Origin of the sequence: Faecalibacterium sp. HTF-F (assembly GCF_023347535.1) — a bacterium.
In the GTDB taxonomy this organism is placed as follows: Bacteria; Bacillota; Clostridia; order Oscillospirales; family Ruminococcaceae; genus Faecalibacterium; species Faecalibacterium wellingii.
This window is the reverse complement of sequence record NZ_CP094473.1, coordinates 2,528,094-2,548,154: the sequence shown is the minus strand read 5'-3', so window position 1 is coordinate 2,548,154 and position 20,061 is coordinate 2,528,094. Positions and strand designations below refer to the sequence as shown.

The 20,061-nt window shown below is 56.3% G+C and carries 34 protein-coding genes; 33 read left to right on the top strand and 1 reads right to left on the bottom strand.

The features are described from left to right. The first annotated feature begins 139 nt into the window (after positions 1-139). The 33 genes from MTP37_RS12065 to rplQ all read left to right on the top strand — a co-directional run bounded on the left by MTP37_RS12065 (position 140) and on the right by rplQ (position 19,017). Positions 140-1,894, top strand: a complete 1,755-nt coding sequence (locus tag MTP37_RS12065; protein ID WP_249237484.1) for an Rqc2 family fibronectin-binding protein — start codon at positions 140-142, stop codon at positions 1,892-1,894. Positions 1,895-2,612: 718 nt separating this feature from the next. Further along, positions 2,613-2,924, top strand: coding sequence for a 30S ribosomal protein S10 (gene rpsJ, locus MTP37_RS12060; RefSeq protein WP_005934923.1), 312 nt, complete (start codon positions 2,613-2,615; stop codon positions 2,922-2,924). Between the two features lie 97 nt (positions 2,925-3,021). Further along, positions 3,022-3,654: a 50S ribosomal protein L3 gene (rplC, locus tag MTP37_RS12055; protein ID WP_005938036.1), complete on the top strand. Its 633-nt coding sequence runs from the start codon at positions 3,022-3,024 to the stop codon at positions 3,652-3,654. 14 nt (positions 3,655-3,668) lie between these two features. After that, the gene (gene rplD / locus MTP37_RS12050) at positions 3,669-4,292 is read left to right on the top strand and encodes a 50S ribosomal protein L4 (protein WP_005938033.1); all 624 of its coding nucleotides are present in this window, start codon (positions 3,669-3,671) and stop codon (positions 4,290-4,292) included. Beyond that, on the top strand, positions 4,292-4,588 hold the full coding sequence (gene rplW / locus MTP37_RS12045) for a 50S ribosomal protein L23 (protein WP_005938030.1): 297 nt from the start codon (positions 4,292-4,294) through the stop codon (positions 4,586-4,588). The genes rplD and rplW overlap by 1 nt, the downstream gene beginning before the upstream one ends. Before the next feature lie 78 nt (positions 4,589-4,666). Further along, positions 4,667-5,497, top strand: a complete 831-nt coding sequence (rplB, locus tag MTP37_RS12040; RefSeq protein ID WP_005938027.1) for a 50S ribosomal protein L2 — start codon at positions 4,667-4,669, stop codon at positions 5,495-5,497. A 17-nt stretch (positions 5,498-5,514) separates the two neighbouring features. Then, positions 5,515-5,781: a 30S ribosomal protein S19 gene (gene rpsS, locus MTP37_RS12035; protein WP_005921883.1), complete on the top strand. Its 267-nt coding sequence runs from the start codon at positions 5,515-5,517 to the stop codon at positions 5,779-5,781. Positions 5,782-5,799: 18 nt separating this feature from the next. Next, positions 5,800-6,135 (top strand): 50S ribosomal protein L22, encoded by a 336-nt coding sequence (rplV, locus tag MTP37_RS12030; protein ID WP_005921882.1) that lies wholly within the window; start codon positions 5,800-5,802, stop codon positions 6,133-6,135. Between the two features lie 12 nt (positions 6,136-6,147). Then, positions 6,148-6,852, top strand: coding sequence for a 30S ribosomal protein S3 (gene rpsC / locus MTP37_RS12025; RefSeq protein WP_005938023.1), 705 nt, complete (start codon positions 6,148-6,150; stop codon positions 6,850-6,852). Then, a complete protein-coding gene (gene rplP / locus MTP37_RS12020; protein ID WP_005938020.1) occupies positions 6,852-7,292 on the top strand; it encodes a 50S ribosomal protein L16 in 441 nt (146 codons plus the stop codon). Before rpsC ends, rplP begins: the two co-directional genes overlap by 1 nt. Further along, positions 7,282-7,467: a 50S ribosomal protein L29 gene (rpmC, locus tag MTP37_RS12015; RefSeq protein ID WP_005921879.1), complete on the top strand. Its 186-nt coding sequence runs from the start codon at positions 7,282-7,284 to the stop codon at positions 7,465-7,467. Before rplP ends, rpmC begins: the two co-directional genes overlap by 11 nt. Positions 7,468-7,479: 12 nt before the next feature. Then, positions 7,480-7,737 (top strand): 30S ribosomal protein S17, encoded by a 258-nt coding sequence (rpsQ, locus tag MTP37_RS12010; RefSeq protein ID WP_249237483.1) that lies wholly within the window; start codon positions 7,480-7,482, stop codon positions 7,735-7,737. A 41-nt stretch (positions 7,738-7,778) separates the two neighbouring features. Continuing rightward, positions 7,779-8,147 carry a 50S ribosomal protein L14 gene (rplN, locus tag MTP37_RS12005; protein ID WP_005938014.1) on the top strand — a complete coding sequence of 123 codons (369 nt, stop codon included), beginning with the start codon at positions 7,779-7,781 and terminating at the stop codon, positions 8,145-8,147. A gap of 13 nt (positions 8,148-8,160) precedes the next feature. After that, on the top strand, positions 8,161-8,475 hold the full coding sequence (rplX, locus tag MTP37_RS12000) for a 50S ribosomal protein L24 (protein WP_005934911.1): 315 nt from the start codon (positions 8,161-8,163) through the stop codon (positions 8,473-8,475). A 17-nt stretch (positions 8,476-8,492) separates the two neighbouring features. Continuing rightward, positions 8,493-9,038 carry a 50S ribosomal protein L5 gene (gene rplE, locus MTP37_RS11995; RefSeq protein ID WP_005938011.1) on the top strand — a complete coding sequence of 182 codons (546 nt, stop codon included), beginning with the start codon at positions 8,493-8,495 and terminating at the stop codon, positions 9,036-9,038. Positions 9,039-9,055: 17 nt separating this feature from the next. Further along, a complete protein-coding gene (locus MTP37_RS11990) occupies positions 9,056-9,241 on the top strand; it encodes a type Z 30S ribosomal protein S14 (protein WP_005921866.1) in 186 nt (61 codons plus the stop codon). Positions 9,242-9,351: 110 nt separating this feature from the next. Then, positions 9,352-9,750: a 30S ribosomal protein S8 gene (gene rpsH, locus MTP37_RS11985; protein ID WP_005921861.1), complete on the top strand. Its 399-nt coding sequence runs from the start codon at positions 9,352-9,354 to the stop codon at positions 9,748-9,750. Positions 9,751-9,767: 17 nt separating this feature from the next. After that, positions 9,768-10,319: a 50S ribosomal protein L6 gene (gene rplF, locus MTP37_RS11980; protein WP_249237482.1), complete on the top strand. Its 552-nt coding sequence runs from the start codon at positions 9,768-9,770 to the stop codon at positions 10,317-10,319. An 18-nt stretch (positions 10,320-10,337) separates the two neighbouring features. Continuing rightward, the gene (gene rplR / locus MTP37_RS11975) at positions 10,338-10,697 is read left to right on the top strand and encodes a 50S ribosomal protein L18 (protein ID WP_005938000.1); all 360 of its coding nucleotides are present in this window, start codon (positions 10,338-10,340) and stop codon (positions 10,695-10,697) included. A 19-nt stretch (positions 10,698-10,716) separates the two neighbouring features. Continuing rightward, positions 10,717-11,217: a 30S ribosomal protein S5 gene (gene rpsE / locus MTP37_RS11970; RefSeq protein ID WP_249237481.1), complete on the top strand. Its 501-nt coding sequence runs from the start codon at positions 10,717-10,719 to the stop codon at positions 11,215-11,217. 14 nt (positions 11,218-11,231) lie between these two features. Beyond that, positions 11,232-11,417 (top strand): 50S ribosomal protein L30, encoded by a 186-nt coding sequence (rpmD, locus tag MTP37_RS11965; protein WP_005934904.1) that lies wholly within the window; start codon positions 11,232-11,234, stop codon positions 11,415-11,417. Between the two features lie 20 nt (positions 11,418-11,437). Then, complete coding sequence (rplO, locus tag MTP37_RS11960) at positions 11,438-11,878, top strand: 50S ribosomal protein L15 (RefSeq protein ID WP_005934902.1); 441 nt, start codon at positions 11,438-11,440, stop codon at positions 11,876-11,878. 1 nt (position 11,879) lies between these two features. Next, entirely contained in the window at positions 11,880-13,175 is a 1,296-nt protein-coding gene (gene secY, locus MTP37_RS11955) for a preprotein translocase subunit SecY (RefSeq protein ID WP_249237480.1), read from the top strand. A gap of 114 nt (positions 13,176-13,289) precedes the next feature. Further along, entirely contained in the window at positions 13,290-13,922 is a 633-nt protein-coding gene (locus MTP37_RS11950; protein ID WP_005937991.1) for an adenylate kinase, read from the top strand. Between the two features lie 2 nt (positions 13,923-13,924). Next, a complete protein-coding gene (gene map / locus MTP37_RS11945) occupies positions 13,925-14,716 on the top strand; it encodes a type I methionyl aminopeptidase (protein WP_120120552.1) in 792 nt (263 codons plus the stop codon). A gap of 695 nt (positions 14,717-15,411) precedes the next feature. Then, positions 15,412-15,663, top strand: a complete 252-nt coding sequence (locus MTP37_RS11940; RefSeq protein ID WP_249237479.1) for a hypothetical protein — start codon at positions 15,412-15,414, stop codon at positions 15,661-15,663. Positions 15,664-15,676: 13 nt separating this feature from the next. Continuing rightward, a complete protein-coding gene (infA, locus tag MTP37_RS11935) occupies positions 15,677-15,928 on the top strand; it encodes a translation initiation factor IF-1 (protein ID WP_005937979.1) in 252 nt (83 codons plus the stop codon). Positions 15,929-15,963: 35 nt separating this feature from the next. Next, positions 15,964-16,077: a 50S ribosomal protein L36 gene (rpmJ, locus tag MTP37_RS11930; RefSeq protein WP_005921832.1), complete on the top strand. Its 114-nt coding sequence runs from the start codon at positions 15,964-15,966 to the stop codon at positions 16,075-16,077. An 82-nt stretch (positions 16,078-16,159) separates the two neighbouring features. Further along, on the top strand, positions 16,160-16,531 hold the full coding sequence (gene rpsM, locus MTP37_RS11925) for a 30S ribosomal protein S13 (RefSeq protein WP_005937976.1): 372 nt from the start codon (positions 16,160-16,162) through the stop codon (positions 16,529-16,531). 14 nt (positions 16,532-16,545) lie between these two features. Continuing rightward, positions 16,546-16,956: a 30S ribosomal protein S11 gene (gene rpsK, locus MTP37_RS11920; protein WP_005934894.1), complete on the top strand. Its 411-nt coding sequence runs from the start codon at positions 16,546-16,548 to the stop codon at positions 16,954-16,956. A gap of 20 nt (positions 16,957-16,976) precedes the next feature. Then, the gene (rpsD, locus tag MTP37_RS11915; protein ID WP_005937973.1) at positions 16,977-17,579 is read left to right on the top strand and encodes a 30S ribosomal protein S4; all 603 of its coding nucleotides are present in this window, start codon (positions 16,977-16,979) and stop codon (positions 17,577-17,579) included. 113 nt (positions 17,580-17,692) lie between these two features. After that, on the top strand, positions 17,693-18,652 hold the full coding sequence (locus tag MTP37_RS11910) for a DNA-directed RNA polymerase subunit alpha (RefSeq protein WP_249237478.1): 960 nt from the start codon (positions 17,693-17,695) through the stop codon (positions 18,650-18,652). A gap of 23 nt (positions 18,653-18,675) precedes the next feature. After that, entirely contained in the window at positions 18,676-19,017 is a 342-nt protein-coding gene (gene rplQ, locus MTP37_RS11905; RefSeq protein ID WP_005921819.1) for a 50S ribosomal protein L17, read from the top strand. A 333-nt stretch (positions 19,018-19,350) separates the two neighbouring features. On the opposite strand, the gene MTP37_RS11900 is transcribed toward rplQ, so the two are convergent. Further along, entirely contained in the window at positions 19,351-19,677 is a 327-nt protein-coding gene (locus MTP37_RS11900; protein WP_249237477.1) for a hypothetical protein, read from the bottom strand. Positions 19,678-20,061: the final 384 nt, after the last annotated feature.

Below are 20,061 nucleotides of genomic sequence, written 5' to 3'. Positions count from 1 at the left end.
CGCTGCGGCCCCTTCTGTGAAAGAGTAATTCGGCAAAGCCCGCAGGCTTTGCCGAATTACAAATACAAATAAAAATTCCGCTGATTATGGCCAAAGCGAACGCGGCGGCCATTTAAAATCGTTAAACGAGGTAAACACTATGGCATTGGATGCCGCGACACTGGCCCTTACGGCAGCAGAGCTCAAAGCGACGCTGACCGACGCCAAGATCGCAAAACTATTTGAACCCACCCGCGATGAGCTGGTGCTCACCCTGCGCACCCGCACGGATACCTATGCGCTGCTGCTTTCGGCCCGCAGCGGTTCCGCCCGGGTGTGCCTGACCGAAGAAAGCTTTGAAAACCCGGAGACGCCGCCCTCCTTCTGCATGCTGATGCGCAAGCACCTGACCGGCGGCAGGTTGCTGGATGTGCACATGGAGCCGGGAGACCGCATCGTCTACTTTGATTTCCAGTGCACCAACGAGATGGGCGACCTTGTGCGCAACACCCTGTGTGCCGAGCTGATGGGCCGCTACTCCAATCTGGTGCTGGTGCAGAACGGTAAAATCATCGATGCACTCAAGCGGGTGGATTTTGAGGACAGCGATGTGCGCCAGCTGCTGCCGGGCCTGCCCTACACTACGCCCCCCAAGCCCGCCCGTCCGGATTTTCTGCTGGTGAGCGCGGCGTCCATCGTATCGGCTGCCTGTGAACGGGATCTGCCGGTAGCGGATGCCCTGAACAAGACCGTGGCTGGCGTGGGCCCGGTGGTCTGCCGGGAAGCCGCATGGCGCGCCTTCGACGGGGAGCACCTGATCGCCAACGAGCTGACCGGGGAGCAGAAGCGCCGCCTGATGGCCTCCATCGATGAACTGAAGGAGATCCATGAGAACGGCGGCTGTCCGTGCAGCATCACCGACCCCAGTGGAAAGCCCATCGAGTATACCTTCTTCCGCCCGCAGCAGTACGGTGAGAAGTACAGGATAAAGGAGTGGCCGTCCTTCAATGCCATGCTGGAGGGCTACTACGCCGAGAAGGACCGCACCGAGCGCCTGCGCACCAAAAGCAAGGAGCTGCACAAGGCGGTGCACAATATGTACGAGCGTGCCGTCCGCAAGCAGGCGGCACGTCAGGAAGAGCTGGCCGCCAGCGGCAAGAGCGAAAAGCTGCGGCTGTACGGCGAGCTGCTTTCGGCCAACCTCTATCTGGCCCAGAAGGGCATGAAGAGCATCACGGTGCCCAACTGGTACGACGAGGGCAAAGAGGTGACCATCCCGCTGGACCTGCGCTTCACCCCCAGCCAGAATGCCCAGAACTTCTTCAAGAACTATAAAAAGAAGCAGACCGCCGCCCGGATGCTGGTAGATCTGCTGGCAGAGGGCGAAAAGGAGATCGCCTATCTGGAAACGGTGCTCTACGAGGTGGAGTCCGCTTCCGGTGAAGCGGCCCTCAACGAGATCCGGGCAGAGCTGAAGAGTCAGGGCTACCTGAAATACTACAAGCAGCGGGATAAGCGCCAGAAGCCTGCAGATTTCCTGCGGTTCACTTCCACCGATGGCTTTGAGATACTGGTGGGCCGCAACAACGCCCAGAACGACAAGCTCACCCTCCACACCGCCCGGGGCAAAGACCTGTGGTTCCATGTGCAGAAGGCCCCCGGCAGCCACGTTGTGGTCATGAGCCGGGGCGAGGAGATCCCGGACACCACCCGGCAGGAAGCTGCGGAGCTGGCAGTCATCTACTCCAGCACCTACAAGGCAGGCACCGGCGCCAAGGTGGCGGTGGACACCACTGAGGTGAAGAACATCTGGAAAGCCAGCGGTGCCAAGCCCGGCATGGTGCTGTACGAGGTGTACACCACCGTCTACATCACGCCCCGGGATGGGCTGGCGGAACAGCTGAAGAAGAAGTGACGATTTTAAATTGTCTCCGCTTCGCTCTGACAATATTAGAGGAAAAATTATTTTTAATGTTTGCAAACCGGCAAAGCCTGCGGGCTTTGCCGGTTTGCTTTTTCACGGGAAGGGGTCGTAGAGGGCGAGGACGGTAGTGCTCCGGCCTTGCCTTTTATTATATATGTATAAAAGCGGCAGAACGGTCCATACTAAGCACTGCGCAGCGGGCGCGGCAGAGTTTTCCACCGGTAGAAAAGCCTGCGGATTGTGCATCTTGCACAGAAAATGCGCTCTTTGACAAAACGGAGAAAATAAAAAAGAAAATTCGTTCTTTTTTCTAAAAAACACTTGCCAAATGCACGAAGGTGTGATAGAATAACTCTCGGCTGCAAAGGGCTTGTGCGATACAAGTCGTGCAGGCCAGCGATATGCGTAGATGCGGGAGGTTGTCATCCGGCGATAGCTGCGATGGGTTATTTCCGCGGAGTATGTCCGATCTTAGAACCGGGCGAAAGAATTACTGACAGCGATGGAATACGTTCCCTCGGCAGAGAAGTTACTCCTCTGCGAAACGGGCGGAACCAATGTTCGGATTTGATTTGCTAATATGTTTCCGGGAGAACTGCCATGCGGTTCACCGGTTTTTATAGTGCCAAATCGAGGAACACCCGGAACTGTGTAGAGCAATTTATCGGCTCGCCTAGGGCAAAATCAATTTTTTCAGGAGGCGTAAGCAATGGCAGTCAAAGAGAAAATCAGAATCCGTCTGCAGAGCTATGATGCTCAGCTGATCGATGCCGCAGCAGAGAAGATCGTGGAGACCGCAAAGCACACCGGTGCACGCGTGTCCGGCCCCATCCCCCTGCCCACCGATCGTGAGATCGTTACCGTTCTGCGCGCTACCCACAAGTACAAGGATAGCCGCGAGCAGTTCGAGAGCCGCACTCATAAGCGTCTGATCGACATTCTGAAGCCGTCCAACAAGACGGTCGAGGCTCTGATGAGCCTCCAGCTCCCCGCTGGCGTGGACATCGAGATCAAGCTGTAAAAGACACTCGATCAAATTCGATGCCCTCGTTTCCCGAGGGGTCATGTTGGCAGTGACGTGCGCTGCCAACCAATAACCTTTACAGGAGGAAAAGAAAATGGTTAAAGGCATTATCGGCAAGAAAGTCGGTATGACTCAGCTGTTCGACGCGAACGGCAAGGTCGTTCCCGTCACCGTCATCGAGGCTGGTCCCTGCACCGTCGTGCAGAAGAAGACCGTCGAGAGCGATGGCTACCAGGCTGTTCAGCTGGGCTTCGGCGAGGTTTCCGCCAAGAAGGTCAACAAGGCAGCTGCAGGCCACTTCAAGAAGGCAAATGTTGCCCCCAAGAAGACCCTGCGCGAGTTCCGTCTGGAAGATGTTTCCGCAATGAACGTTGGCGACGTGCTGAAGGCTGATGTCTTCGCAGAGGGCGACAAGGTGGACGTTGTGGGCGTTTCCAAGGGCAAGGGCTACCAGGGCGTTATCAAGCGCTACGGTCAGCACCGTCTGCGTGAGAGCCACGGCACCGGTCCTGTTGCTCGTCATGCAGGTTCTAACGGTTCCACTTCTACCCCTGCTCGCGTGTTCCCCGGCAAGCGCCTGCCCGGCCACATGGGCTTTGTGCGCGTCACCGTGCAGAACCTGACTGTTGTCAAGGTTGACACCGAGAACAATCTGATCGCTGTCAAGGGTGCGGTCCCCGGTTCCAAGGGCACCATCATCACTCTGGCCAACAGCGTGAAGGCGTAAGGAGGAAAGCTACAATGGCAAAGTTTAACGTAGTCGATATGAACGGTCAGCATGTTAGCGAGATCGAGCTTTCCGACGCCGTGTTCGGTATCACCCCGAACGAGAAGGCTGTCCACATTGCTGTGGTGAACTTCCTGGCCAACCAGCGTCAGGGCACCCAGAACACCAAGATCCGCATGGAAGTTTCCGGCGGCGGCAAGAAGCCCTGGCGTCAGAAGGGCACCGGCCACGCTCGTCAGGGTTCCATCCGTGCACCGCAGTGGACTCACGGCGGCGTCGCTCTGGGCCCCAAGCCCCGCAGCTACAACTACCACATCAACAACAAGGTCAAGCGCCTGGCTCTGCTGAGCGTTCTGTCCGACAAGGCTGCCAATGGCAACATGGTCGTTGTTGACAAGTTCGCTTGCGATGAGTACAAGACCAAGACCGTGGTTGCAATGCTGAACGCTGTTGGCGCCGGCAAGAAGAACCTGCTGGTCAATGAGACTGTCGATGCAAAGTTCGTCAAGAGCGCTGGCAACATTGCCGGTGTGAAGACCACCTTCGCAGGCAGCGTGAACACCTACGATGTGCTGAACGCCGACAAGCTGATCATCAGCGTCGACGCAGCTAAGAAGCTCGAGGAGGTGCTTGGCTAATGAAAACCGCACATGATATCATCCTGAAGCCGGTCATTACCGAGAACTCCATGGCTGGCATCGCTGACAAGAAGTACACCTTCAAGGTCGCTACCGATGCTACCAAGGTCGAGATCGCTCAGGCCGTTGAGGTCCTGTTCCCGGGCGCTAAGGTCGCAAAGGTCAACACCATCTCTGTGCGCGGCCGTTTCCGCCGCCAGGGCATGCACGCCGGTTACACCGCTGCATCCAAGAAGGCTATCGTGACCCTGACCAAGGACTCCAAGGAAATCGAGTTCTTCAACAGCATGGTCTAAGCCGAACCCGCCGAGGGTTCCTCTATGGGGATATGACCCCGATAATAATTCATAAGATAAACAAAGGAGAATAGCACTATGGCTATCAAGAAGTATGGCCCCACTACTCCGGGCCGCCGCGGCATGACCGTCACGGATTACAGCGTCCTGTCTAAGGTCGCTCCCGAGCGCAGCCTGCTGGAGCCCATGAAGAAGCACAGCGGCCGCAACAACACCGGTCGCATCACCGTCCGTCATCAGGGCGGCGGCAACCGCACCAAGTATCGTGTCATCGACTTCAAGCGTCAGAAGACCGATATGCCCGCTACCGTCAAGACTCTCGAGTACGATCCGAACCGCAGCGCATTCATCGCTCTGGTCGAGTACACCGATGGCGTCAAGAGCTACATCATTGCTCCCGATGGCCTGAAGGTGGGCGATGTGGTCATCAGCAGCAAGTCTGCCGACATCAAGCCCGGCAACTGCCTGCCCTTCGAGAACATCCCCGTCGGTACCATCATCCACAACATCGAGCTGTATCCCGGCCGCGGCGCTCAGCTGGTTCGTTCCGCTGGCAACATGGCTCAGCTGATGGCTAAGGAGAACGGCTACGCTCTGGTTCGTCTGCCCTCCGGTGAGATGCGCAACGTGCCCGTGAACTGCACCGCAGTCATCGGCCAGGTTTCCAACATCGACCACGAGAACGTCAACCTGGGCAAGGCTGGCCGCAAGCGCCACATGGGCGTCCGTCCCGGCAGCCGTGGTACCGTCATGAACCCCTGCGACCATCCCCACGGTGGTGGCGAGGGCCGCGCACCTGTTGGTCACTCCGGTCCTATGACTCCCTGGGGCAAGCCCGCTCTGGGTCTCAAGACTCGCAAGCATCATAAGCGCTCCGATAAGCTGATCGTGAAGCGTGCAGGTAAGTAAGAGAGGAGTTTAAGACAATGGGTAGAAGCATTAAAAAAGGACCTTTCGTCCAGGCTGCTCTTATGAAGCACGTTGAAGCGATGAACGCTTCCGGCAAGAAGCAGGTCATCAAGACCTGGAGCCGCGCCTCCACGATCTTCCCCGAATTCGTTGGTCACACCTTTGCCGTCCACGACGGCCGCAAGCATGTGCCTGTGTATGTGACTGAGGACATGGTTGGCCACAAGCTGGGTGAGTTCGTTCCCACCCGTACCTTCAAGGGCCACACTGGTAATTCTAAGTAATAGAGGGAGGAACACAACATGGAAGCTCGGGCAATTCTTCGTTATGCCCGCATTAGTCCTCGTAAGGTGTCTATCGTTATGGACCTGATCCGTAACAAGCCCCTGGACGAAGCGCTGGCAATCCTGCAGTACACCCCGAAGGCAGCTTGTGAGCCCCTTCTGAAGCTGGTGAAGTCTGCAGCCGCTAATGCGGAAAACAACTTCAATATGGACAAGAACAACCTCTACGTCGCCGAGTGCTACGTCTGCCCCGGCCCGACGCTGAAGCGCATGATGCCTCGTGCACAGGGCCGCGGCTACCGCATCCTGAAGCGCACCAGCCACATGACCGTTGTTCTGAAAGAGAAAGAGTAAGGAGGGAAAACAATGGGCCAGAAAGTAAATCCGCACGGCATTCGTGTCGGCGTTATTAAAGACTGGGACAGCCGCTGGTTTGCCTCCAAGAAGGATTTCAGCGATAACCTCGTCGAGGACCACAAGATCCGCACTGAGCTGAAGGCTCAGCTGAAGGATGCTGGTGTGCCCAAGATCGAGATCGAGCGTACTGTGGACCCGTCCACTTCCGCTCCTCGCGTAACTGTCAACATCTACTGCGCTAAGCCCGGCATGGTCATCGGCAAGGGCGGCGAAGAGCGCGTTGCTCTGCAGAACAAGCTGACCAAAGAGTATGGCAAGACTGTCATCGTCAACGTCATCGAGGTCAAGAGCGCTGCTACCAACGCTCAGCTGGTTGCTGAGGATATCGCTCGTCAGCTGGAGAACCGCGTGACCTTCCGCCGTGCCATGAAGCAGTGCATGCGCAATGCCATGAGCCCCCGCGATCGCGCAACCGTTCCCGCAAAGGGCATCAAGGCAATGTGCTCCGGCCGTCTGGGCGGCGCTGATATCGCTCGTACCGAGAGCTATCACGAGGGCACCATCCCCCTGCAGACCCTGCGTGCTGACATTGACTACGGCTTTGCAGAGGCTGCTACCACCTACGGCCGCATCGGCGTCAAGGTGTGGGTCTACAAGGGCGAAGTCCTGAAGAGCGCTAAGACCGCTCAGAAGAAGGAAGGAGGCAACAAGTAATGTTACTGCCTAAGCGTGTTAAGTACCGCCGCGTCCAGCGCGGCCGCATGACCGGCAAGGCTACCCGCGGCAACGTGGTGTGCCAGGGCCAGTACGGCCTTGTTGCTCTGGAGCCGGCATGGATCTCTTCCACCCAGATCGAGGCTGCTCGTGTTGCCATGACTCGTTACATCAAGCGTGGCGGCAAGGTGTGGATCAAGATCTTCCCCGATAAGCCCGTGACTGAAAAGCCCGCTGAGACCCGCATGGGTTCCGGTAAAGGCTCTCCCGAATACTGGGTCGCAGTTGTGAAGCCCGGCCGCGTTCTGTTCGAGCTGGCAGATGTCGATGAGGCAACTGCCCGCGAGGCTCTGCGCCTGGCTATGCACAAGCTGCCCATCAAGTGCAAATTTGTTGTCCGTGAGGACTCCGTGAAGGAGGATGGCACCAATGAAGGCTAATGAACTCCGCGAAATGCAGACCGCAGAGCTGACCAGCAAGCTGGCAGACCTGAAGGCCGAGCTGTTTAACCTGCGCTTCCAGCATGCCATCAACCAGCTGGAGAACCCCGGCCGCATCGAAGCAGTCAAGAAGGACATCGCCCGCGTGATGACCGTTCTGGCTGAGAAGCAGTAAGGAGGTTAAACGATGGAAGAACGTAATCTGAGAAAGACCCGCGTCGGCATCGTCGTGTCCGACAAGATGGATAAGACCATCGTGGTTGCCGTTAAGGATAGCGTGCAGCACCCCCTGTACAAGAAGATCCTGAAGCGTACCGCCAAGTTCAAGGCTCGTGATGAGCAGAACGAGTGCGGCATCGGTGACCGTGTTGAGATCATGGAGTGCCGCCCCCTGTCCAAGGATGTGCGCTGGCGCCTGGTCCGTATCGTTGAGAAGGCAAAGTAATTTGCCCGCTGCTTTGAACAGTTTGAAAGGAGATATCTGATATGGTTCAGATGCAAACTTATCTCAAAGTTGCCGACAACACCGGTGCCAAGGAGCTGATGTGCTTCCGCGTGCTGGGCGGCACCCGCAAGAGATACGCAAACATTGGTGACGTCGTGGTCTGCTCTGTCAAGAAGGCAGCCCCCGGCGGCTCCGTTAAGAAGGGCGACGTCGTCAAGGCTGTCATCGTGCGCAGCAAGCATGGCGTCCGCCGCGACGACGGCTCCTACATCCGTTTCGATGAGAACGCCGCCGTTATCGTCATGGCCGACAAGAGCCCCAAGGGTACCCGTATCTTTGGACCCGTTGCTCGTGAGCTGCGTGATGCCGGCTACACCAAGATCCTGAGCCTGGCTCCGGAATCGCTGTAAGGAGGTTTTAAAAATGAATAATCTTCATGTTAAAACCGGCGACAACGTTATGATCATCAGCGGCAAGGACAAGGGCCACACTGGTAAGGTCCTGCAGGTCAGCCCCTCTGAGAACAAGGTCATCGTTGAGGGCCAGAACATGGTTACCAAGCACGTCAAGCCTCGTCGTCAGGGCGAGCAGGGCGGCATCGTCAAGGCTGAGGGTGCTATGTACGCATCCAAGGTCATGCCCATCTGCCCCAAGTGCGGCAAGGCCGTGCGTGTGGGCCACGTCGAGAAGGACGGCAAGATGGTTCGCGTCTGCAAGAAGTGCGGCGCTGAGCTGTAAGAAAGGAGTAAGGAACAATGGCTCGTTTGAAAGAACAGTATGTCAATGAAATTGCTCCTGCTCTGAACTCCAAGTTCGGTTACAAGAGCGTTATGCAGATCCCCAAGCTGGACAAGGTCGTCATCAACGTTGCCTGCGGCGAAGCCAAGGACAACGAGAAGATCCTGGAAGCTGTCATGAAGGATCTGGGCCAGATCACTGGCCAGAAGGCAGTCGTCTGCCGTGCCAAGAAGAGCGTTGCTAACTTCAAGCTGCGCCAGGGCACTCCCATCGGCTGCAAGGTCACCCTGCGCGGTGAGCGTATGTATGAGTTCGTCGATCGCTTCTTCAACATCGCACTGCCCCGTGTCCGCGACTTCCGCGGCATCAACGGCAACGGTTTTGACGGCCGCGGCAACTTTGCATGCGGCATCAAGGAGCAGATCATCTTCCCCGAGATCGACTTCGAGAAGGTCGATGCAGTCCGCGGCATGGATGTCTGCTTTGTCACCACTGCCAAGACTGACGAAGAGGGCAAGGAGCTGCTGAAGGCTCTGGGCGCTCCGTTCGCAGAGAACAACTAAGGGAGGAGATTTCTACAATGGCTAAACTGTCTATGAAGCTGAAGCAGTCTCGTCCTGCTAAGTTCTCTACCCGTGCATACACCCGCTGCCGCATCTGCGGCCGTCCCCACTCCGTGCTGCGCAAGTACGGCGTGTGCCGTGTGTGCTTCCGTGAGCTGGCCTACAAGGGCGAGATCCCGGGCGTGAAGAAGGCTTCCTGGTAATCAAGCCAGAGGGCCGGATAATTTGTCGGATATCCGCCCCGGGGCAACGATGTTTCGGGGCGGTATCATTATAAAACAAACGAGAGCTAATCTAAGGAGGTTAGTGGCAAATGCAGATTACTGATCCTATCGCGGACCTGCTGACTCGCATCCGCAACGCTAGCACTGCCAAACACCCTTCTGTGGAGATCCCCGCTTCCAACATGAAGAAGGCTATCTGCCAGATTCTGGTTGACGAGGGCTACATCAAGGGCATGCAGGTCAAGAACGACACCGTTCAGGGCACCATCGTTGTCACCCTGAAGTATCAGGCTAACGGCGAGCCCGTTATCGCTGGTCTGCGCCGCGTGTCCAAGCCCGGCCTGCGCATCTACACCAACTGCGAGGATATGCCCAAGGTCATGAAGGGCCTGGGCACCGCAATCATTTCCACCTCTAAGGGCATCATGACTGATAAGGCTGCACGCGCTGAGCACGTCGGCGGCGAAGTCCTGGCCTACGTGTGGTAAGAAAGGGGTAAAAGACAATGTCGAGAATTGGAAGAAAACCCATCGTCATTCCTGCCGGCGTCACTGTTACTGTCGATGAGGCAGCACACCAGGTTGCCGTCAAGGGCCCCAAGGGCAGCCTGAATTCCAACTATCATCCCCTGATGACCGTCAAGGTCGAGGGCAATGAAGTTCTGGTTACCCGCCCCAATGACGAACCCCAGGCCCGCAGCCTGCACGGCCTGACCCGTACCAACATCGCCAACATGGTGAACGGTGTTGTGAACGGCTACGAGAAGAAGCTGGAGATCGTGGGCGTCGGCCTGCGCTGCCAGAAGCAGGGCTCCAACCTGGTCATGAACCTGGGCTTCTCTCATCAGGTGAACATTCCTGATACTGAGGACTGCACCATCGTGTGGCAGGATCCCAACCACTTCACCGTTACCGGTATTGACAAGCAGAAGGTCGGCCAGTATGCTGCCGAGATCCGCGCCAAGAAGCCGCCCGAGCCTTACAAGGGCAAGGGCATCCGCTACGAGGGCGAGGTTGTCAAGCACAAAGAAGGCAAGGCCGGCAAGGGCAAGAAATAAGGTAAGGAGTGAAAGACAATGGTTAAGCAGATCGACAAGAACGAAGCTCGTCTTCGTCGTCATCGCCGCGTTCGTAACAAGATCAGCGGCACCGCAGCACGTCCTCGCCTGGATGTTTTCCGCTCCGCCAAGCACATTTACGCTCAGATCATCGATGATGAGCAGGGCGTGACTCTGGTGTCGGCTTCTACTATGGACAAGGACTTCAACGGCAACGGCGGCAACGTCGAGGCCGCTGCTGAGATCGGCAAGAAGATCGCAGCAAAGGCTCTGGAAAAGGGCATCACCGAGGTCGTGTTCGACCGTGGTGGCTACGTTTATCATGGCCGTGTTAAGGCCCTGGCTGATGGCGCCCGTGAGGGCGGCCTGAAGCTGTAATGAGAGGAGGAAACACATTATGGCTATGAGAAACCGTGAAGACGACGGCATGATCACCAAGGTTGTCTCCATCAACCGCGTTTCCAAGACTGTCAAGGGCGGCCGCATCATGAAGTTTGCCGCTCTGGTTGTCGTGGGCGACGGCAAGGGCAACATCGGTTACGGCATCGGCAAGTCCGGCGAAGTGCCTGAGGCAATCCGCAAGGGCGAAGCTGCTGCTAAGAAGAACATGCACAAGGTTGCCCTGAAGGGCACCACCATCCCCCACGAGATCGTCGGCAAGTACGGCGCAGGCGCCGTTCTGCTCAAGCCGGCTGCACCCGGTACCGGTATGATCGCCGGCGGCCCTGTGCGTGCCGTCATTGAGGCAGCTGGCATCAAGGACATCCGTGCGAAGTCTATGCGTTCCAACAACCCCATCAACGTTGTTTCTGCTACCTTCGCAGGTCTGTGCGGCCTGGTCAGCGCTGAGTCTGTCGCTGAGAAGCGCGGCAAGACCGTGAAAGAAATTCTGGGTTAAGGAGGTAACAAACCATGGCAGATAAGATGCTCAAGATCGAGCTGAAGAAGAGCCTGATTGGCCGCGGCGCTAAGCAGATCGCTACCGCTGAGGCTCTGGGCCTGAAGAAGCCGGGCGACGTTACCGTTCAGCCTGACAATGCCGCTACGCAGGGCAAGATCGCAAAGATCGGCTTTATGCTCAGCGTCACCGAAGCCTAATAGCAGGGGGTATACGCATAATGAAACTTCATGAATTGCACGCGATTCCCGGCGCAAACAAGGCTGTGACCCGCAAGGGCCGCGGCATTGGCTCCGGCAATGGCAAGACTGCCGGCTTCGGCAGCAAGGGCCAGAAGGCCCGTTCCGGCGTGAAGCACGCTGGTTTCGAGGGCGGCCAGATGCCTCTGGCACGCCGCCTGCCCAAGGTTGGCTTTAACAACATCTTTGCTACCCAGTACGCCATCGTCAACGTGGCTGATCTGGAAGCTGCTTTCAATGCCGGCGATGTCGTCGATACCGAGGCTCTGAAGGCAAAGGGTCTGGTCAAGAAGACTCTGGACGGCGTTAAGGTTCTGGGCAACGGCGAGCTGACCAAGGCTCTGACCGTGAAGGCCGCAGCCTATTCCGCTTCTGCCAAAGAGAAAATCGAGAAGGCAGGCGGAAAGGCTGAGGTGATGTAAGGTGTTCCAAACATTCCGTAACGCATGGAAGATCCCCGAGCTTAAAAATCGTCTCCTGTTCACGCTGGCGATCCTCGTGGTGTACCGTCTGGGCTGTGCCATCCCCGTTCCGTTCGTTTCCGGCTCTGCGCTGACGCAGATGTTCGCAAACGGCGACATGCTCTCTTATCTGAACATGATGAGCGGCGGTGCACTGGCTCGTTGCACGCTCTTCGCGTTAGGTGTGACACCCTATATCAACGCCTCCATTATTGTGCAGCTGCTCACCGTGGCAATCCCCGCGCTGGAAAACATGGCAAAGGAAGCCGACGGACAGCAGAAGCTGCAGCAGATCAACCGGTATGCAGGTGCCGTGGTCGCTCTGATCATGAGCATCGGCTACTACTTCGTGATCCGCAATATGGGCGCACTGAAGTACGTTTCCGGCGGTGCCGGCATCTTTGCCGCCATCGTCATCATCGCAACCTTTGTGGCCGGCGCACAGCTGATCACATGGTGCGGTGAGCAGATCGATGATAAGGGCATCGGCAACGGTGTCTCGCTCATCATCTTTGCTTCGATCGTCTCCAACTGGTCTTCGCTGTACACCTCTGTCAAGGGTCTGCTGACTCAGGCAGCGTCCGGCAAGCCCCAGTACTACTTCTTCCTGCCGCTGCTGATCGTGCTGGCACTGGTGGCTGTGGTCTTCGTGGTCGTCATGACCAACGCAGAGCGCCGCATCACCATTCAGTACGCAAAGCGCGTGGTAGGCCGCAAGCAGATGGGCGGTCAGAACAGCTATCTGCCCCTGAAGCTGAACATGAGCGGCGTCATGCCCATCATCTTCGCTTCGGCTCTGGTGTCCATCCCAGGCACCATCGGCAGCTTCCTGCAGATCGACCAGCAGGCACACCCGGTGTGGTATGCATTCTTCCACACCTTCAACTACACCTCCTGGCTGTATGTTGTGATCTACCTGCTGCTGATCCTGGCATTCAACTACTTCTATGTGGCCATCCAGTACAACCCCGTTGAGATCGCCAACAATCTGCGCCGCAACAACGGCTCGATCCCCGGCTTCCGTCCCGGCAAGCCGACCAGCGATTTCATCACCCGCACCCTGAACAAGATCACCCTCATCGGTGCCATCTTCCTGGCTGCGGTGGCTGTGCTGCCGATCATTCTGGGCAACCTGACCGGTATGAGCATCCAGCTGGGCGGTACCAGCCTGCTGATCGTGGTTGGTGTGGCACTTGATACCACCCGTAGCCTCGACAGCTTCATGACGATGCGCAACCACAAGGGCTTCCTTGGTTGATCCACAATAATTAAGATGTGAGAAAGCACTGGAAAGGAGAGTACGCTCGAACTTTTCAGTGCTTTTTTACTTTTTTGGAGTTTACATCCTCTAACAAAGGAAAGGAATGATCCTATGAACCTGATCCTGTTGGGCGCACCTGGTGCCGGTAAGGGCACGCAGGCCGAGATCATCTGCGCCAAGCTGAACATCCCCTCCATCAGCACCGGCAACATCCTGCGCGCTGCTGTCAAGGAAGGCACCGAAATGGGCCTGAAGGCCAAGAGCTTCATGGACGCCGGTGCACTGGTGCCCGATGAGGTCATCATCGGCATCCTGAAAGAGCGTCTGGCTCAGCCGGACTGCGCAAATGGCTTTATTCTGGACGGTGTGCCCCGCACCATCGCTCAGGCCGAGGCCATCGAGACCATGGGCATCCGCATCGACAAGGTGCTGGAGCTGCAGGTCGAGGACAATGTGATCGTTGACCGCATGAGCGGCCGCCGCGTCTGCGAGAAGTGCGGCGCAAGCTACCACATCGTCAACAAGAAGAGCAAGGTCGAGGGTGTGTGCGACCTGTGCGGCGGTAAGACCGTCATCCGCAAGGACGACCAGCCTGCCACCGTGCTGGATCGCCTGAAAGCATATCATGAGCAGACCGAGCCGCTGGTGGAGTTCTACCGTACCCGCGGCAAGCTGGCAGAGATCAAGTTCTGCCCCTCCATCGAGGAGACCACGGCTGAAGTCATGAAGGCTTTGGAGGCATAATTGTGATTCAGATCAAAAATGCGAAAGAGCTGGACGGCATGCGCAAGGCAAATGCCCTGAGCGCAGCTGCCCTGAAGTACGGCGGTGAGCATATCGAAGCAGGTATGACCACATGGGAATTGGATAAGCTGATCTACGACTTCATCGTGAAGCACGGCGGCACCCCCAATTTCAAGGGTCTGTATGGCTTTCCCGGCACGGCCTGCATCAGCCTGAACGATACCGTTATCCACGGTATCCCTTCGCATGACATCGTCATCCGCCCCGGTGACATCGTCAGCATCGACACCGGTGCAAAGATCGACGGCTTCAACGGCGACAATGCCTGCACCTATGCGGTGGGTAAGGTCGATCTGGAAGCACAGCGTCTGCTGGACGTGACCAAGGCTGCTCTGTATAAGGGTATTGAGCAGGCTGTGGCCGGCAACCGCATCGGCGACATCGGCTATGCCGTGCAGAGCTACTGCGAGGACGCCGGATTCTCGGTCGTCCGGGAGTTCGTGGGCCACGGCACCGGCCGTGAGCTGCACGAGGACCCGGAAGTGCCCAACTACGGCCATCAGGGCCGCGGCCCGCGCCTTGTGCCCGGCATGACCATTGCCATCGAGCCCATGATCTGCCAGTACGACTGCAAGATCACTCAGTCCAAGGACGGCTGGACCGTCAAGACCAAGGATGGTGGTCTGGCTGCGCACTTTGAGCACTCCAATGCGATCCTGAAGGATCACACCGAGATCATGACCCGCTTCTGGGATGACCCGGACTTTGACCCGGAAAAGTTCAGCCTGAAGTAAGCAATCATAAAAAAGGAGCCGCTGCACGAAACCATGTGCAGCGGCTCCTTTTGCGTATGGAGTATTCTTGTCGCAGCTGCTTTTTTGGTTAGCAGGCTTGCTCTCTCAGTCAAGGCCTGTCGGCTTTGCCAACTTCCCCAAAGGGGACGGCAAACCCTCTCAGTCCGCTCCCGCTGGTTGCGTCCAGCTCCCCCGAAGGGGGAGCTTTGGACATCTGCCGGTCAGCACAAAAAGCTCTCCCTTCGGGAGCGCCTGAGAGGGTTCAGCCTGCTGAAGGCTGGTAGAAGCTTTCTCCGCAGCGCCGCGCTTTCGCAGAAAGCGGCGCTGCAAATGTCGTCTCCCTCTACGACCCCTCCCATGAAAATGGGATATCGGAACGCCCGCAGGCGTTCCGATATCCCGAAATTTAAAATAATACTTCCTCTGACTATGCCCAAAGCACAGCGGAGGGCATTTTAAATCGTTTTATTTGCCGGAAAAGACTGTCTGCTGAGGAACAGCAGACGGCTCTTTTCCCTCTCCACTCCTGCAATTTGTGCAATTACGACAACTTTTCGTGAAAAAGTTTCATCTCCGCGGTGGAGAAAACCGAAGGCGGGAGCGGGGGAGAGCTGCTTTTGAATCGAAAGAATTTTTTATCGGAAATACGGAAAAAAGCTCTTGCAAATTGACAACAAAAGGTGTATAATCTATAAATGGCTGTGGAAGCCAGATACTTCCTCGGCGGACAGGGATTTTCTGCCCGTTTTGCGGATTTTGTGCCGCGAAAGATGAAGTATGTGGCGATCATCGCCGCCTGTCCGTCTGTGGACCGGCACCGGAGCAAAGGAACACTGAAGCGGCAAACTGCTGAAAATCGGGCGCAGGCACGAAGGATGCGGTGCTTTCAGGGCTTTGGAGCGAAGGCGCTGGCCCAGGTTCAACGACAAACTGAGCAGATCCAATGAGGAGGCAAATAGCTTGTCTAAGGAAGACGTTATCGAGATCGAAGGCATTGTGCGTGAAGCCATGCCCAACGCCATCTTTAAGGTGGAAATGTTGAGCGAGGATAAGAACACCGGGAAGCTCACTCCCAGCGGCCATATCCTCTTAGCGCACATCTCCGGCAAGCTGCGGACCAATTTCATCCGTATCCTGCCCGGGGACAAGGTAACCGTGGAAATGTCGCCCTATGATCTTTCTAAGGGCCGCATCACCTGGCGCTCCAAATAAGCACCAGGGTATCAACCAAAAGGAGGTTCAACATCATGAAGGTCAAGCCTTCCGTGAAACCCATCTGCGAAAAGTGCAAGGTCATCCGCCGCAAAGGCCGCGTGATGGTCATCTGCCAGAACCCCAAGCATAAGCAGCGCCAGGGCTAATTCGGGCGCCTGGGGGTCAAGTGCGTAGAGTCCCGGCGCAGACCCCGACACTGACATGGGATGATTTTTGGAGGAAACTACTATGGCACGTATTGCCGGCGTTGACCTGCCCCGCGAGAAGCGCGTTCAGGTGGGTCTCACCTACGTTTATGGTATCGGCCAGACCACTGCTAACAAGATCCTGGAAGCAACTGGCATCAACCCCGATACCCGCGTCAAGGACCTGACTCTGGAAGAAGAGGCTAAGATCCGTGACTACATCGATCAGGCTAACATCATCGTTGAAGGCGACCTGCGCCGCAACGTTGCTCTGGACATCAAGCGCCTGGTTGAGATCCAGTCCTTCCGTGGCACCCGCCATCGCAAGAATCTGCCCTGCCGCGGCCAGCGTACCAAGACCAATGCACGTACCTGCAAGGGTCCCAAGCGCACTGTCGCTAACAAGAAGAAGTAAGGAGGATTTGAGAAATGGCAAGTGCAAATAATGCCAAGAAGGGCGCTAATGTCCGCATGAAGCGCAAAGAGCGCAAGAACATTGCTGCTGGTCAGGCTCATATCCAGTCTACCTTCAACAATACTGTTGTTACCATCACCGACCTGCAGGGTAATGCAGTGTCCTGGTGCTCCTCCGGCTCCCTGAACTTCCGCGGCAGCCGCAAGAGCACTCCGTTTGCAGCCCAGTCTGCTGCTGAGACCGCAGCCAAGGTTGCTATCGAGCATGGCATGAAGACCGTTGAGGTCTACGTCAAGGGCCCCGGCGCTGGCCGTGAGTCCGCTATTCGTGCGCTGCAGGCTACCGGCCTGGAAGTCACCCTGATCAAGGACGTGACTCCCATCCCCCACAATGGCTGCCGTCCCCCGAAGCGCCGTCGTGTCTGATCGAAGGAGGAAATTGAATTATGGCAAAGAATACGCAGCCTATCGCAAAGCGTTGCAAGGCCCTGGGCATTTCTCCTGCGGTCATGGGCTATGCAAAGAAGAATACCACCCGCAACTCCAATGGCAATATGCGCAAGAAGCAGTCTGAGTACGCATCTCAGCTGAAGGAGAAGCAGAAGGTCAAGTTTATCTACGGCGTTCTGGAGAAGCAGTTCCACAACGCTTATCTGCGTGCAGAGGCTCGCCCCGGCAAGACCGGTGAGAACCTGCTGCAGATCATGGAGTGCCGTCTGGACAACGTCGTGTTCCGTCTGGGCTTTGCTCAGACCCGCCGCGACGCCCGCCAGCTGGTGTCTCACGCTCACTTCACCGTCAACGGCAAGAAGGTCAACATCCCCTCTTACCAGGTGAAGGCCGGCGACGTGATCGAAGTGCGCGAGTCCAGCCGCAGCTCTGCAAAGTTTGCAAAGCTGACCGGCCCCGAGGCTCCCGTTGTTGCTCTGCCCGCATGGCTGAACCGTGAGACCGGTTCCCTGAAGGGCGTCGTTGCAAAGCTGCCCGAGCGCAGCGACATCGACTACGAAGTTGCAGAGCACCTCATCGTCGAGCTGTACTCCAAGTAATCCATTAAGAAGGATCGGCCTTCCGACTGGATGGCTGTCTTTCGCATTCTTTTCTTTGAAAGAATTTAATAATGGGCCGGCGGCAGCGCCGGTTTGACAAGGAGGGCATAGATATGATGGAGATTGAACGTCCCAAAATCGAAACGGCAAGCCTGTCCCCGGACGGCCGCTACGGTAAATTCGTGGCAGAACCGCTGGAGCGTGGCTTTGGCATCACACTGGGCAATAGCCTGCGTCGTGTGCTTCTTTCCTCTCTGCCCGGTGTCGCCGTGACCAGCGTCAAGATTGATGGCGTGGTTCACGAGTTCTCCACCATTGAGGGCGTCAAGGAAGACGTTACCGAAATTGTCCTGAACCTGAAGGGTATCGCTGCAAAGCTGTACACCGATGGTCCGAAGACAGTGCGTGTTGAGGCAGTCGGCCCCTGTGAGGTCACCGCTGACAACATCAAGCAGGGCGATGACATCGAAATTCTGAACCCTGAGTGGCACATTGCAACCCTGGGCGAGGGCGGCAAGCTCGTCATGGAGCTGACCTTCGATAAGGGCCGCGGCTATGTGCCCGCAGAGCGCAACAAACAGGCTATCATCGAGAAGAACGATATCAACACTCTTCCCGTTGACAGCATTTACACCCCCGTGCTCAAGGTGAATTATAACGTCGAGAGCACCCGTGTTGGCCAGGCGATCGATTACGACAAGCTGACCATCGAGGTTTGGACCGATGGCACGATCAATGCGCAGGAAGCCGTTTCTCTGGCAGCCCGCGTGCTGACCGAGCACCTGAACCTGTTCGTCAACCTGTCCGATGAGGCCGCTGGCACCGAGATCATGGTGGAAAAGACCAACGACGACAAGGAAAAGGCTCTGGAGATGACCATTGAAGAGCTGGATCTGAGCGTGCGTTCCTTCAACTGCCTGAAGCGTGCCGGTATCAACACGGTGGAAGATCTGGTCAGCAAGAGCGAGGACGAAATGATGAAGGTTCGCAACCTCGGCCGCAAGAGCCTGGAAGAAGTCATGGCAAAGCTGGACTCCCTGGGCTTCAAGCTGAACACGGATGATGACAACTAAAAATAATTAAGGAGTGAAACGGGATGCCCGGTACCAGAAAGCTCGGTAGAACCAGCGACAGCCGCAACGCTATGATGCGCGCTATGGTTACCTACCTGTTAGAGAATGGCAAGATTGAGACCACTGTCACTCGCGCTAAGGACGTTCGTTCCATGGCCGAGAAGATGATCAGCCTTGGCAAGGCAAGCGACCTGCACACCAAGCGTCAGGTTTATGCCTACATCACCAAGGAAGATGTTGCAAAGAAGCTGTTTGATGAGATCAGCCCCAAGTACGCTGACCGCAACGGCGGCTACACCCGCATCATCAAGATCGGCGCTCGCCGCGGCGACGCTGCTGAGATGGCAGTTCTGGAGCTCGTCTGATCTGCTCTGACTGTTTGATACAGTGTTCAAAAGCCCTTTCCCAGCAATGGGAAAGGGCTTTTTTGCGTGGCATTTTCATTGCTTCTGAATGTTCCCGGGAATAGCGGGCACAACTGCAAACGCTTCGACAGTTCCACTAAAAACCCGAGCTTATTTTCTGTCAAAATACCTCTTGAAAACCATATGGGGGGATTAGAATAAAAAAATGGAGCGGGGTTTTCTTCAAAACAGCCGCTCTCAAACAAAAAGAACAAAGAAAGAGAGAGAGGGAAAATCATGAGAAAAAAGAGTACGAGACTTCTCAGTGCAGCGCTTGCGGCGTGCATGATGCTGTCAGCCCTGCCGGTGGGCGCGTTTGCGGCAGAGCCGGGCACAGAGCCGGAGAATACGGCGACCGCGCAGGAAGAAGTACATATACTGAACAAAAACGGCGACAGCATTACTACCGGCGGTACGTATACAATGGATGGCGGCCCGTATACCGGACAGATCACGGTAAATGTTGAGGATGGCGGGGACGTGATCATCAACATTACCGGTAACGTGACCACAAGTATTGATACTGTGTTGATCAATGTGGTCAAAGGCCACGTGACGATCAACGGTGGAACCGCGACTGTGGAAAATACGAATGAGGGATACACTAGCGATATAGGTCATGCACTCATCTGCCTTTCCAGTGATGATGCAAATACAACGGTTGAGATCAACGGCGGCACATATAAAACGAAGTCAGGTGCCGCAGCCGGATGCGATTATTTTGAAAAGGGGACTCTTACCATCAACAGCGGTACTTTTGAGACACACAGTGGAGGTGCAGTAGGAAGTTATGCTGATAAGTCTGCAGTAATGCAGATCGAAGACGGTACATTTATTGGCCTAGAACCATTTGAAAACAATCGGAATTCTTACGCACTTCTAAGCCGTGGAACAACGATCATCAATGGTGGCGATTTCAGTAGTGTGGGGGGTTACTGTATTGTAAATGAAGGCTATGGAGATTTATATATCCATGACGGTACATTTGAAGGCTGTTCGAGAGCA

What these genes read in the sequence shown, in the direction of transcription:
- MTP37_RS11950 (WP_005937991.1), top strand. Translation starts at nt 13,290, where the DNA reads ATGAACCTGATCCTGTTGGGCGCACCTGGTGCCGGTAAGGGCACGCAG.
- rpmJ (WP_005921832.1), top strand. Translation starts at nt 15,964, where the DNA reads ATGAAGGTCAAGCCTTCCGTGAAACCCATCTGCGAAAAGTGCAAGGTC.
- rplE (WP_005938011.1), top strand. Translation starts at nt 8,493, where the DNA reads ATGGCTCGTTTGAAAGAACAGTATGTCAATGAAATTGCTCCTGCTCTG.
- rpsQ (WP_249237483.1), top strand. Translation starts at nt 7,480, where the DNA reads ATGGAAGAACGTAATCTGAGAAAGACCCGCGTCGGCATCGTCGTGTCC.
- MTP37_RS11900 (WP_249237477.1), bottom strand. Translation starts at nt 19,677, where the DNA reads ATGACCTATATCGCTAGTGTATCCCTCATTCGTATTTTCCACAGTCGC.
- rpmD (WP_005934904.1), top strand. Translation starts at nt 11,232, where the DNA reads ATGGCAGATAAGATGCTCAAGATCGAGCTGAAGAAGAGCCTGATTGGC.
- rpsM (WP_005937976.1), top strand. Translation starts at nt 16,160, where the DNA reads ATGGCACGTATTGCCGGCGTTGACCTGCCCCGCGAGAAGCGCGTTCAG.
- rpsK (WP_005934894.1), top strand. Translation starts at nt 16,546, where the DNA reads ATGGCAAGTGCAAATAATGCCAAGAAGGGCGCTAATGTCCGCATGAAG.
- rpsJ (WP_005934923.1), top strand. Translation starts at nt 2,613, where the DNA reads ATGGCAGTCAAAGAGAAAATCAGAATCCGTCTGCAGAGCTATGATGCT.
- MTP37_RS12065 (WP_249237484.1), top strand. Translation starts at nt 140, where the DNA reads ATGGCATTGGATGCCGCGACACTGGCCCTTACGGCAGCAGAGCTCAAA.
- rpsS (WP_005921883.1), top strand. Translation starts at nt 5,515, where the DNA reads ATGGGTAGAAGCATTAAAAAAGGACCTTTCGTCCAGGCTGCTCTTATG.
- rplX (WP_005934911.1), top strand. Translation starts at nt 8,161, where the DNA reads ATGAATAATCTTCATGTTAAAACCGGCGACAACGTTATGATCATCAGC.
- rplW (WP_005938030.1), top strand. Translation starts at nt 4,292, where the DNA reads ATGAAAACCGCACATGATATCATCCTGAAGCCGGTCATTACCGAGAAC.
- rplV (WP_005921882.1), top strand. Translation starts at nt 5,800, where the DNA reads ATGGAAGCTCGGGCAATTCTTCGTTATGCCCGCATTAGTCCTCGTAAG.
- rpmC (WP_005921879.1), top strand. Translation starts at nt 7,282, where the DNA reads ATGAAGGCTAATGAACTCCGCGAAATGCAGACCGCAGAGCTGACCAGC.
- rpsE (WP_249237481.1), top strand. Translation starts at nt 10,717, where the DNA reads ATGGCTATGAGAAACCGTGAAGACGACGGCATGATCACCAAGGTTGTC.
- rplR (WP_005938000.1), top strand. Translation starts at nt 10,338, where the DNA reads ATGGTTAAGCAGATCGACAAGAACGAAGCTCGTCTTCGTCGTCATCGC.
- rpsD (WP_005937973.1), top strand. Translation starts at nt 16,977, where the DNA reads ATGGCAAAGAATACGCAGCCTATCGCAAAGCGTTGCAAGGCCCTGGGC.
- rplO (WP_005934902.1), top strand. Translation starts at nt 11,438, where the DNA reads ATGAAACTTCATGAATTGCACGCGATTCCCGGCGCAAACAAGGCTGTG.
- MTP37_RS11910 (WP_249237478.1), top strand. Translation starts at nt 17,693, where the DNA reads ATGATGGAGATTGAACGTCCCAAAATCGAAACGGCAAGCCTGTCCCCG.
- rpsC (WP_005938023.1), top strand. Translation starts at nt 6,148, where the DNA reads ATGGGCCAGAAAGTAAATCCGCACGGCATTCGTGTCGGCGTTATTAAA.
- rplN (WP_005938014.1), top strand. Translation starts at nt 7,779, where the DNA reads ATGGTTCAGATGCAAACTTATCTCAAAGTTGCCGACAACACCGGTGCC.
- rplB (WP_005938027.1), top strand. Translation starts at nt 4,667, where the DNA reads ATGGCTATCAAGAAGTATGGCCCCACTACTCCGGGCCGCCGCGGCATG.
- rpsH (WP_005921861.1), top strand. Translation starts at nt 9,352, where the DNA reads ATGCAGATTACTGATCCTATCGCGGACCTGCTGACTCGCATCCGCAAC.
- rplD (WP_005938033.1), top strand. Translation starts at nt 3,669, where the DNA reads ATGGCAAAGTTTAACGTAGTCGATATGAACGGTCAGCATGTTAGCGAG.
- rplF (WP_249237482.1), top strand. Translation starts at nt 9,768, where the DNA reads ATGTCGAGAATTGGAAGAAAACCCATCGTCATTCCTGCCGGCGTCACT.
- rplQ (WP_005921819.1), top strand. Translation starts at nt 18,676, where the DNA reads ATGCCCGGTACCAGAAAGCTCGGTAGAACCAGCGACAGCCGCAACGCT.
- rplP (WP_005938020.1), top strand. Translation starts at nt 6,852, where the DNA reads ATGTTACTGCCTAAGCGTGTTAAGTACCGCCGCGTCCAGCGCGGCCGC.
- MTP37_RS11940 (WP_249237479.1), top strand. Translation starts at nt 15,412, where the DNA reads ATGGCTGTGGAAGCCAGATACTTCCTCGGCGGACAGGGATTTTCTGCC.
- rplC (WP_005938036.1), top strand. Translation starts at nt 3,022, where the DNA reads ATGGTTAAAGGCATTATCGGCAAGAAAGTCGGTATGACTCAGCTGTTC.
- MTP37_RS11990 (WP_005921866.1), top strand. Translation starts at nt 9,056, where the DNA reads ATGGCTAAACTGTCTATGAAGCTGAAGCAGTCTCGTCCTGCTAAGTTC.